Here is a 10,335-nt window from a genome sequence, read left to right on the forward strand (position 1 = left end):
CGTGATCAGGTTGACAGGTCCGGGGCGCGCCGACACACTCGGACATCGTGTCGCACGGGGGCGGTCGCGCTCGGGGAGGGCTTTGCTCATGGATGTTGTTCGTCGTCATCGCTCGGTGTTCGTAGTACTTACGCTGCTGCTGGTTGCCGGTGTGACCGGCTGTTCTCCGGGTGCCGGGGAGCGGTACAAGGCGGGGTTCTCGGAGCTGCCTGCGCGTTGCTCGGACGCGTTGAAGCCTGCCGACGGGGCGATCAAGGCATTCGCCGGTGAGGCCTACAGTGCTGTCCGGGAGGCGCCCGACGCCGATCGTGCAGCCGGAGACACCAGCCAGAGCTTGACCTGTGCGATGAAGTTCGGCAGCTCGATTCAACGCGAGCCGGTCAAGCCTTACCGAACACCGATGTGGCGAAACGCTACGGTCTCCTACTTCCTGTCCCTGTATCCCATCGGAGTGAACGACACCCGGCCGAACCTCGCGAACTATGTACCGGGTTCCACCCAGCCGGACAGTCCGCGGCCGACGCCCGTCGCCGGCATCGGTGAGAACGCGGTCACCTGGGAGAAAACCGCCAAGGGTGACCCGCCGCGGATCAGCGTGATGTTCAGCATCGACAACCTGATCGTGACGGTCGAGACGTGGGGCAAGGACTGGTCGGGCATTCCCGAGACCTTTCCCGTCGTGGATTCGCCGGAACTGCGCGCTGATTTGCGCGCCGGAACCGAAGCGATCGCGGAAGCTGTTGCGCAGCAGGTGCCGTCGGCGCTCCCCCGGGCGATGCTGACCCAGCCCTCGCTGACCAGCAGCACTCGCACGTCCACGACCGCGGAGAATCCCAGTGTCGTCTGGGATCCTTGCCAGATCCCGGACGACCGCCTGTCCGCCGCCGGACTCGATCCGAATTCGCTACTGCGCGGCGACTACGACACAAAGAGCGCACAGTGCATCTGGCGCGGTGGCTGGTATCGACTCCGGGTGTCCCAGACCGTCGCCCCATTCGAAGGGTCGATCTACGAGAATCGCACCTACGTGCACCCGAAGCCGGTAACCATCGGTGATCGCCACGCCGTCCAAGTGCGATGGGACGCTTCCACGGACTGGTGCGTACTGGCTTTCGAAATCCCCCGCGAAGCCAATCTCCCCGACAAAGGCGGCCAAACACTAAGGTTCGAGGCCGCCCGAACCGACGACCACCCACCAGCCGACCTGTGCACCGAATTGACCCGAGTGACAACCCTTCTATCCCCTTCGCTACCACCGACCACGTGACCGGGTTCTTTCGGAACTTGTTGTAGTCCAGACTGATTGAGCTCGGCTGGCGGGTTGGGTGGGGAGTCAGTGGGTGGCGAGGGTTCGGAGGTGGAAGCGGGCTAGTTTGCCGGTTGAGGTGGTGGGGAGGGTGGTGACCAGTTCTATTCGGTTGGGGCGTTTGAAGGGGGCCAGGCCGGTGCGTAGGGCGGTTGTTATGACGCTGCGTAGTTCGGTGGCGGTGGGGTCGGCGGGGACTATGTAGGCGATCGCTTCGTCTAGTCCGTCCTGGTTGCGGGCGGCGACCACGGCGCAGTCGGCTACGCCGGGGACCGCTTGGATGACGGCTTCTATTTCGCCGGGGGCGACCTTGTGGCCGCCGAGGTTCAGGATGTCGTCGGTTCGGGCGAGGTATCGGACCGAGCCTTCGGCGGATATCTGCGCGATGTCGCCGGTGTAGACGCCGCCGTCGGCGAAGGTGCGCCGTTCGGCGTCCGGTCGATTCAGGTAGCCGGTGGCGACGGTCGGGCCCGCGATGTGCAATCGGCCCTCGGTGCCGTCGGTGAGCACCTGCCCGTCCTCGTCCCGGACCGTGGCGACCGCGCCGGGAACCGCGCGACCGGTTGCGCCGGGTTCGGCGCCGTCGGCGGTGGCGATCACGATGTGCAGGGCTTCGGTCGCGCCGAGGCCGTTGAGCACGGGCACGCCGAGCAGACGTGCGGTCGATTCCATCAGCTCCGCCGGGCAGCGTTCGCCGGCCGTAACCGCCAGCCGCAGAGCGTGTTCGAACGTTTCGCCGGTGCCGAAGATGCGGGGGAGCGCCGCATAGATCCGCGGCACCGAACACAGCACGGTGGGCCGGTGGGTACGGACGGCGCTCGCGACGACGTAGGCGTCGATGCCGCCGCGCAGCAGGACCGTGCACGCACCCGCGGTCAACGGCAGCAGCACCGAGTTGCCGAAACCGTAGCCGAAGGACAACTTGGCCGTGGACAACACCGTGTCCGCCGGACCGAGGGCGAGAATCCGCCCGAACCCGGCCGACACCTCCAGCAGCGCCGCCGCGGAATGCAGAACCCCCTTCGCGCGACCCGTGCTCCCCGAGGTGTACTGCACCAGCGCTTCCTGCCGGAGGGACGACCGCGCACACCCCGGCAGCTCACCCACCCGCCCCTCGGCCGCCTGCGCGAGGTCCGCCACGACCGGCGCGCTGTCGAACTGTTCGAGCCCGGACAGCAACGCCGCGAGACCGGCTCGCTTTCCCGCGGGCACATCCAGATAAACGGCCGCGGCCGCACTGTCCGCGGCGATGAACCCGATTTCCTGCTCGGTCAAAGCGGGGCTGACCGGCACGGGAATACATCCGTACCACCACATTCCGATGATCGCGGTAACCGTCGTCGCCGAATCGTCGGCGAGTACCAGACATCGCGACCCGGAGCGGATTCCCCGCGCACGCAACCGCGCGGCGAACAGCCCGGCCGCGTGATAGAGCTGCTGATACGTCACCTTGCCGAGATCCGGGTCGATATAGGAAATTCGCTCCCCGGCACCGGCGACCACATGCTTGCCGACGAAGGATTCGACCAGATCCACCGTCTCCGGCACCGGCATCACGACCGACCCCCGTCGAACGAAAGCACCACACCGGTCGCGTCGCCGAGGCTCATGATCGCGGCCGACTGCTCGGGCGCGAGCTGGATCTCGAACTCCTTCTCGAGCCGAGCCAGGATCTCCGCCTTGTCGAGCGAGTTCGCGGCCAGATCGTCGTAAAGGTCCGCACCCTCCTCGATCTGCGTTTCGGCGATCTCCAGGACCTCCGAGAATATCTTCCGCACACGGCTTTCCGCGGCCGGATCATTCGGCGAAGACATAGCGGAATCCTTTCGATCGGGCATAGCGACGTTCGAGATCTGGTCCCGCACCAGGGCGGCCAGCCGGTCCAGACCGATATCGATCTGCCGGGTGGTGAGCGAGCTACAGGACAACCGCAACTGGTTCATGGCCACGTCGCGGGCGTAGAAGTGGCACATCGGCGTCCACAGCACCCCGTAGTGCTCGGCGGACCGTTCCAGGAGTTCGTCGTCGACCGGAAATCCGACGTCGACGACCACGAAGAAGCCACCCTGCGGAATGTTCCAGCGCACCGGGGAATCGGCGAATCTGGCGGCCAGTCCGTCCAGCAGGTGATGCAGGTTGCGGCGGTACAACTCGATCTCCGCCGTGTTCGCCCGAACCATGCTGCCGTCGTTTTCGAGCAGTTTGCCGCCGATGACCGCCTGCGCGATCGGCGAGGTGTTCACCGTCAGCATGCTCTTGATCTTGGCGAGCTGGTCGGCGAACAGTCCCGCGGACCGCCCGCCGTCGGTGACCGGCTGATCCGCGACGGCGAACCCCACCCGCGCGCCGGGCAGGCCGGTCTTGGCGAACGATCCGAGATAGACGACCCGGTTCCGGGTATCCAATGCCTTCAGCGTCGGCACGTGCGCGGCGTCGGTCGCATGGAACAGTCCGTACGGATTGTCCTCCAGCACAAGCAGATCCAGCTCGTCGGCGAGATCAAGCAACCGCAGGCGGGTCGCCAGGTCGAGACTGATCCCGCTCGGATTGGAGAAATCCGGAACCAGGTACAGCGCTCGCGGCCGCCGCCCGTCGGCCACCGCCGCCCGCACCTGCGCGCGCAGGTCGGCGAGATCGACCCCGTGCTCACCGCCGGCCACCGGCAGCACCGGCATATCGACCAACCGCGCCGCCCCGGTGAATCCGACGTAGGTGGGCGCGACGGCCAGCGCCACATCCCGTTCGTCGCCGCGCAGCGCGCGCAACACCAGGACCATGGCCTCCTGGCAGCCGGCCGTGACGACGATCGACTCCGGATCGGCGTCGATGCCCTCGTCCAGCCGCAGCTGCTCGGCGATCAGTTCGTGCACAATGCCTTTGGTGCGTCCGTACTGGAACAGCGTCCGCCGGATCTGCTCCTCGGAGTAACCCCGCCGCTCCCGCAGATAGCGGCAGTAGGTGTCGAGATAGCGTGGTATGTCGTCGATCTCGAAGAACCCCTCGAAGGGGCGGCCGGGCGCGAAGGACACGGCCGCGGGGAAGCGATTGACCACCTCGTTGAGGAAGTTCATCGTTTCCAGCGCGGGATCGGTCAGCACCGGGTGCAGGGCGTCGAGGCGCAGTTCGGTCACCGGGACACCTGAGATCTGGTGTGCCGCAGCGCGGCCGCCGCGGTGAGATCGGGTGATCCGGTGAGCCGCATCGCGGTGTGCAGCTCCGCCCGCAGCATCGACAGCGCGGCACTGACACCGATCTCCCCGGCGACGGCCAGCCCCCACAGCACCGGCCTGCCGATCAGGACCGCGCGGGCGCCGAGGGCGAGGGCCCGGAGCACGTCGGTGCCGCTGCGAATCCCACTGTCCAGCAGCACATTGCACCGATCGCCGACCGCCGCGCAGATCTCGGGCAGCGCGTCGATGCTGGGAATCGCGCCGTCGAGCTGGCGTCCGCCGTGATTGGACACGACGATCGAATCGACCCCGTGCTCCACCGCCAGCGCGGCATCGCGCGGGTCGAGCACCCCTTTGAGCATGATCGGCAGCCTGGTGTTCGATCGCAGCCACGCCAATCCCGCCCAGTCCAGCCCGGGATCGAAGAGTTCGCTGGTATGCGCCGCCACCGCCGAGTTGTCCGCCGATTCGGCGTGCGCGCGCCGTGTGTTCGCCTCGGGGAGCTGGACCGCTCGGATGTCGTCGGGCAGGGCGAACCCGTTGCGGATGTCGCGGAGGCGGCGGCCCATCTCCGGGACGTCGACGGTGAGGATCAGTGCCGCGCAGCCGGCGTATTCGGCGCGGTGCAGCAGGTCGAGCATCAGGCCGCGATCGCGCAGCCAATACAGCTGGAACCAGGTCTGCACGCCGGTCTCGGCGATCTGCTCCACCGCGACGGTGCTGAGCATGCTTGCGGTGAACGGGATTCCGGCCGTCGCGGCGGCGCGCGCGGCGGCAAGCTCGCCGTCCGGATGCAGCAGTCGCTGGTAGGCCATCGGCGCCACGGCGACCGGCATGCTCGCCTCGTGCCCGAACAGCGTTGTGCGGCAGTCCGGTTGGGTGACGTCGACCAGGACGCGGGGGACCAGCTGCACCGCGTCGAAGGCGGTGCGATTGGCCGCGAGGGTCACCTCGCCGCCGCTGCCGCCGTCGATGAAGTCCCACACCGGGGTCGGCAGTTGCTGTTCGGCCAGACGCCGGAGGCCGGCGATCGAGTGGGCCGAGGTCACGTCGGTCATCGGGTCGCGGCGCGCTGGTTCGCGTGGTCGAGTTCGACGGCCGTGTACAACGCCTTGATGTTGCCACTGCCGAAGGTGCGTGCGCCCCGGCGCTGGATGATCTCGGCGAAGTAGGTGCCGCGCGGGTGGGTGGACCGGGTGAAGATCTGGAACAGCTGCCCATCGTGATCCTCGTCGACCAGGATGTCCAAGGCCTGCAACTCGGGCACGGTGTAGGCGTCCGGTTCCAGGCGGTCGGCCAGGAGCGTGTAGTACGTGGCCGGTGTGCGCAGGCAGGCGATGCCGCGATCGCGCAGCGCGGCAACGGAAGTCAGGATGTTGTCGGTGCTGAAGGCGAGGTGCTGGACGCCGGGGCCGCCGTGGTCGTGCAGGAAGGTATTGATCTGTCCCGGCGCGTCCGCGCTCTCGGGCGCGACGAACACCACGGTCACGGTGCCGGAGTCGTTCTGCACGACGGTGGACACCATCGCCTGCTCGCCGACGACCACGCGCTCCGCGTAGATCGCGCGGAAGCCGAGCACCTGCCGGTAGAACTCGACGGTCGACTCGAGCCGGCCTGCTTCCACGCAGACGGCGACGTGATCCAGGTCCGACAGCCGGGTGTTCGCCGCGGAGCGCTCGACCGGCGGGACGGTGCGCAGGCCAGGGGGCAGTCGATGCCCGGTGCCGGGGCCGTGTTGCACGAAGGTGTGCAGCACATCGCCGAACGCGCCGATGGTCGCGGTCACCGCGCCGGTGTCGTCCCGCACGCCCGGCTCGCTCACCGGGCGGGCGCCGCGCTCGACGGCGGCGTCGAAGGCGGCGCGGGCATCGGCGGTGACCAGCGCGATGTCGGCGACACCGGTCCCGTGCACCGTGACGTACTCGGTGGCCGGGTGGTCATCGGTGTAGCCCTCGGTCAGCACGACGGTGATATCGCCCTGGCGCAGCACCACCGAACCGCTGTCCGCGCGCGTGCGGGCCGGGTCGGTCACGCCCGCGACGGTAAAGCCATAGCCGTCAACCAGTTCCGCGGTATGCGCGGTGAGATCGTCCACATAGAATTCGACATGGTTTACCGCCAGCCCGGTCAGGGCCGCTGGCAACGTGTCGCCCATTACGTATCTCCTTGCAGGTGGACGAATTCGGTGTTCAGGGAGGTGAATTCGAATTGGCGGCACCGTACGGTGGCGGCAGCGCCTGGATGATCAGCCGGTCGGCCCATGCTATGTGACCGCACCGGATTCGGCCGCTGGATCCGAATCCCGCAGCACTGGCTCTGGGCTGGGCAAATGTTGTGTGTCCCAATAAAAGTGATGCGTATGTGATGTTCTTGTGATTACTTGGCGGGTTGGCTCGAGGGCGTCGTCGGTGTCGGTTCCTGCGACGACACCGAAATCGGTATCGAGCACTATCATCGGCAACTCGTACCGAGGAGGTAACCCGTGACCGACGACGAGTCCGCCACACCGCTAACCCTTTTCGACGTGCACGACGTGCACGCGCGGGTGCTCGGCCCGATGCTGATCGAGGCGAGCACGCGCTGGGGCGAACCAGCGCAGGCCCAGGAGGCCCTGCTGGCGTTGCATACTCGCGCCGTCGCCGGTGCGCCGATCGCCGAATCCGAGTGGGTTGCCGCGCTCGAGCCCGCGTTGCGGCAGATCTATCGGCACGCCTATCCCTATGCCCGGGCCTACGCCGCCGCGGCGGCGGACGCGAGGTCCTATGCCGCGGCGCACGGTTACACCGCGGCGGCGGCCGGCCAGTTCGGCGCGAGCTACGCCGAGATGAACACCGACGCCAATGCCCGCGTCCACGCCGCGGCGAACGCGGCCGCCAATGCCGCGGTGACGGCGGCTGCCTTCGCGAGCGGAGACCTGGACGCCTATGCGGCGACCTTTCCCTCCGCGCGACTGCGCGCCGCGGTACTGGCCTGTGCCGGCGACGACCCGGCCCGGTTGACGTCGATGGCGAACCAGCTGCGGACGGCGCTGCCGCGCGGGTTCCCGCTGTGGCTCAGCCCTTCAGCGGACCACCGTTGATCGCCACCCGCTGGCCGTACCGGGTATGCGGGTAGTAGTCATAGGTCGCGTGGTGCTGGACGCACCGGTTGTCCCAGAACACCAGCGTGTTCGGGTACCAGCGGACCCGGCAACTCAGCAGCGCCCGGTCCGGCACCATCCGGAACAGCAGGTCGAGCACCGCCCGGCTCTCGTCGGCGGAGAGCTGCGGAATGGACTCGGTGTAGCCCTGATTCACGTAGAGCAGCTTGCGGTCGGTCTCCGGATGCCGCACCACCAGCGGATGTTCGTTGCGGGGAATGACATATCCGGGCGGTGCGACGAAGTCCTTCAACGCGACGTGGCCGTCGTGGATGGCGGTGAGCCCGTCGAGGAACTCCCGCATGGCCGGTGAGAGCATCTCGTAGGCCAGATGCATGTTCGCGAACATCGTGTCGCCGCCGCTGACGGTCTCCGGGACGCGCGTCAGGTAGAGCATCGATCCGAGCGCGGGCTCAGGGTTGTCGGTGCCGTCGGCATGCCAGCCGTTACCCGCCACATTCGCCGCCTCGGCGGAGGTGGCGATCTCCAGGATGTACGGATCACCCTCCGGCGGCGGCGGATTCACCGGCCGCAGCTCGCCGAAGTATCCCGCGAAGCGCTTGTGATCGGTGGCCGAGATGACCTGATCGCGAAAGACCAGCACGTGATGATCGAGGAACGCGGTCTTGACCTCCCCGAGCTGTTCCGCCGACAGCTCCTGCGACAGATCCACGCCGGAGATCTCCGCGCCGATGATCGGGGTCAGCGTCTCCACGCCGATGGTCCGGTAGGTCCGCGGTGCCCTGGTGGTGATGCGTTCGATGGCCTCTAGCTCGTAGCGCTGCACAGATTCCTCCTGATTGTTGGGTCTAGAGTCCGCGGTCGAGCAGTTCGCGCAGCACGATCCGGCCCCAGGCCGTATTGCCGTGGACCTCGTCGTCGGCCTGGCACAGTTCGCGCCGCTGGAAACCGCTCGCGTCGGTGATGCGGTCACGCGGATCGATCACCTCGATGCCGAGGGCGATGACCGCGCGGCGGATGGTGTCCTGCGCGGCCAGGAACACCTCCGGATCGGACAGTGGGGGCACTCGCTGCGGCGGCAGCACCGCCAGCACGCGCAGGCCGAGGGCGCGGGTGTGCCGGTAGAAGGCGAGCGCGTCGCGAACCACGGCCGTGACGATGGCGTCGAACAGCGAACTACCCAGGAAACCCGGCTCGAACGCGTTGTCGCGCAACCGATACAGCGCCCAGTTCTCGGTGGTGGCGACGAAATGCGCGGCGAAGCCGAACGTCGTCACCAGCGGGACGGTCGACTCGCCCAGCGCGGCAATGCCCAGCTCGCCGAGGAACTTTCGGTAGTACCGCTCCGCCTCCGGCTTACCGAAGACGACGTCGCCGGGCCTGGGCTCGAAGAAGTCTTCGGTGAATTCGCGCCCGGCGCCGATCGGCCCGCCCCGGAACGGGATTCGCGCCGCCTCGGCGGCCCGGCCGATCGGTCCGGCGTGCGAATCCCCGAGCAGCAGGAACCTAGCGGGGAGCGTAGTAATCGAGGACGGCGTCGTCACAGACATCTCCTCCCGTCAACGGTGTGCCGGTGCTGGTGCGCTGCGGTTCGGTGGGCCGACCGGCCAGGCCGGACAGCAGATGGCCCATGACGAAGTCGACGCCCTCCGGTGTCACCGCCCGCAGATTCGACGCGTAGAACCCGCTGCGGAACGGCGGGCTGGTGATCAGTTCGTAGGCGGGGAAGTAGTCGATGTCGTCGCCGTCCCGCGCCACCTGTCCGGCGACCGCGCGCAGCAGGGACTTGGTGTCGGCGTTGGCGACGAGTACGTGCCCGCCGGTCGCGGTGGCGGTGATCGGCTGCGGGGACACGGTGAGCAGTATCCGCAGGCCCGGGTTGGCCGTGCGGGCCAGCGCGATCGCCTCGGTCAGGTCGGCGTACACCTCGGCGAAGGTGTTGTTGTGGAATAGGTGTCGCTGCGGATCGAAGGTGCCGCGCACCGTCCCCGGACAGGCCGGATAGGTGGTGTCGTGCACGCTGTCGCGCCAGGTCTCGGTCAACCCCAGGGTGATGATGAAGCAACTGGCCGTCGTGATCGCGTCCCGGATCGCGGCCAAGGTGACCGCCCTGGCGTCGAGCATGTCCTGGGCCGAGGCGTATCCCTCCGGTTGGATGGCAGGCCGGTATGGATCATGGAACCGGCCGTCGTCCGGCCAGGCGTCCGCGGGTGGCACCGAACGCCCGAACGCCCAGGACAGCCATTGCCGCAGCACGGCGGCGGTGTAGATCGTGCCGGTGCGGAACGAGAATTCGCCGTAGTGGCGGCTGCGGCGCTGGTCGGCGGTCAGGCCCGCGGGAGCGGGTTCGGCGTCGAACCAATGCATTCCGCGTTCGATCAAGGTCCGGCCGAGCTGGGCCGCGAAACAGGAGCCGGCCGTGATGATCGGATCATCCTGGCCGAGCGCGAATTTCGGCGACCACACCTCGGTGATAGCGGATATGTCGGGCTCGGCGACGGCCGGGCGCCAGAATGCGCGCACCGGCAGTGACCGATAGGGATTGCCGGTTGTCTCGATCATCGAAGCCTCGCCGTCGTCGAACGTGGTGCTGGACGGCAATGCTAGCCATTGGATCCGAAATCCGTGCGCCAGTCGATAATCGGGAATCGGGCTATACCGAGCCGATAACTCTGTCTTACGACGTCACTGATTTTTAGGTGATGTCCGAATTATTTTCGGCGTGAGAGCATCCAGGACACGGTCATCGCCGGTTGCTG

Annotated in this window: 9 protein-coding genes; 2 read left to right on the forward strand and 7 right to left on the reverse strand. The window is 67.6% G+C overall.

Features of this window, described 5'->3' with window-relative positions:
- Nucleotide 1: 1 nt before the first annotated feature.
- The gene (locus tag ACFQ9K_RS16620; RefSeq protein WP_378983293.1) at nt 2-1,267 is read left to right on the forward strand and encodes a DUF3558 family protein; all 1,266 of its coding nucleotides are present in this window, start codon (nt 2-4) and stop codon (nt 1,265-1,267) included.
- A gap of 66 nt (nt 1,268-1,333) precedes the next feature.
- On the opposite strand, the gene ACFQ9K_RS16625 is transcribed toward ACFQ9K_RS16620, so the two are convergent.
- From ACFQ9K_RS16625 to hppD, 4 genes are read right to left on the reverse strand one after another with little or no spacing between them, the layout of a single operon-like run.
- Nucleotides 1,334-2,860, reverse strand: coding sequence for an AMP-binding protein (locus ACFQ9K_RS16625; RefSeq protein WP_378713060.1), 1,527 nt, complete (start codon nt 2,858-2,860; stop codon nt 1,334-1,336).
- Nucleotides 2,860-4,437 (reverse strand): aminotransferase class I/II-fold pyridoxal phosphate-dependent enzyme, encoded by a 1,578-nt coding sequence (locus tag ACFQ9K_RS16630; RefSeq protein ID WP_378713062.1) that lies wholly within the window; start codon nt 4,435-4,437, stop codon nt 2,860-2,862. The genes ACFQ9K_RS16625 and ACFQ9K_RS16630 overlap by 1 nt, the downstream gene beginning before the upstream one ends.
- Entirely contained in the window at nt 4,434-5,534 is a 1,101-nt protein-coding gene (locus ACFQ9K_RS16635; protein WP_378713064.1) for an alpha-hydroxy acid oxidase, read from the reverse strand. The genes ACFQ9K_RS16630 and ACFQ9K_RS16635 overlap by 4 nt, the downstream gene beginning before the upstream one ends.
- Nucleotides 5,531-6,631, reverse strand: a complete 1,101-nt coding sequence (gene hppD / locus ACFQ9K_RS16640; RefSeq protein ID WP_378713066.1) for a 4-hydroxyphenylpyruvate dioxygenase — start codon at nt 6,629-6,631, stop codon at nt 5,531-5,533. The genes ACFQ9K_RS16635 and hppD overlap by 4 nt, the downstream gene beginning before the upstream one ends.
- A gap of 327 nt (nt 6,632-6,958) precedes the next feature.
- On the opposite strand from hppD, the gene ACFQ9K_RS16645 reads away from it, so the two are divergent.
- Nucleotides 6,959-7,555: a hypothetical protein gene (locus ACFQ9K_RS16645; protein ID WP_378713068.1), complete on the forward strand. Its 597-nt coding sequence runs from the start codon at nt 6,959-6,961 to the stop codon at nt 7,553-7,555.
- Here the strand turns inward: ACFQ9K_RS16645 and ACFQ9K_RS16650 are convergent.
- The 3 genes from ACFQ9K_RS16650 to ACFQ9K_RS16660 are packed head-to-tail and all read right to left on the reverse strand — an operon-like array spanning nt 7,530 to nt 10,138.
- Nucleotides 7,530-8,402, reverse strand: a complete 873-nt coding sequence (locus tag ACFQ9K_RS16650) for a TauD/TfdA dioxygenase family protein (RefSeq protein WP_378713070.1) — start codon at nt 8,400-8,402, stop codon at nt 7,530-7,532. The genes ACFQ9K_RS16645 and ACFQ9K_RS16650 overlap by 26 nt on opposite strands.
- Nucleotides 8,403-8,424: 22 nt before the next feature.
- Nucleotides 8,425-9,120 carry a hypothetical protein gene (locus ACFQ9K_RS16655; RefSeq protein WP_378713071.1) on the reverse strand — a complete coding sequence of 232 codons (696 nt, stop codon included), beginning with the start codon at nt 9,118-9,120 and terminating at the stop codon, nt 8,425-8,427.
- Nucleotides 9,083-10,138 (reverse strand): GSCFA domain-containing protein, encoded by a 1,056-nt coding sequence (locus tag ACFQ9K_RS16660; RefSeq protein ID WP_378713072.1) that lies wholly within the window; start codon nt 10,136-10,138, stop codon nt 9,083-9,085. The genes ACFQ9K_RS16655 and ACFQ9K_RS16660 overlap by 38 nt, the downstream gene beginning before the upstream one ends.
- Nucleotides 10,139-10,335 lie beyond the last annotated feature (197 nt).

The organism is Nocardia sp. NPDC056564 (genome assembly GCF_042793755.1).
Classification (GTDB): domain Bacteria; phylum Actinomycetota; class Actinomycetes; order Mycobacteriales; family Mycobacteriaceae; genus Nocardia.

Coding starts and splice junctions, on each gene's coding strand:
- ACFQ9K_RS16625 (WP_378713060.1), bottom strand. CDS start 2,860: ATGCCGGTGCCGGAGACGGTGGATCTGGTCGAATCCTTCGTCGGCAAG.
- ACFQ9K_RS16635 (WP_378713064.1), bottom strand. CDS start 5,534: ATGACCGACGTGACCTCGGCCCACTCGATCGCCGGCCTCCGGCGTCTG.
- hppD (WP_378713066.1), bottom strand. CDS start 6,631: ATGGGCGACACGTTGCCAGCGGCCCTGACCGGGCTGGCGGTAAACCAT.
- ACFQ9K_RS16660 (WP_378713072.1), bottom strand. CDS start 10,138: ATGATCGAGACAACCGGCAATCCCTATCGGTCACTGCCGGTGCGCGCA.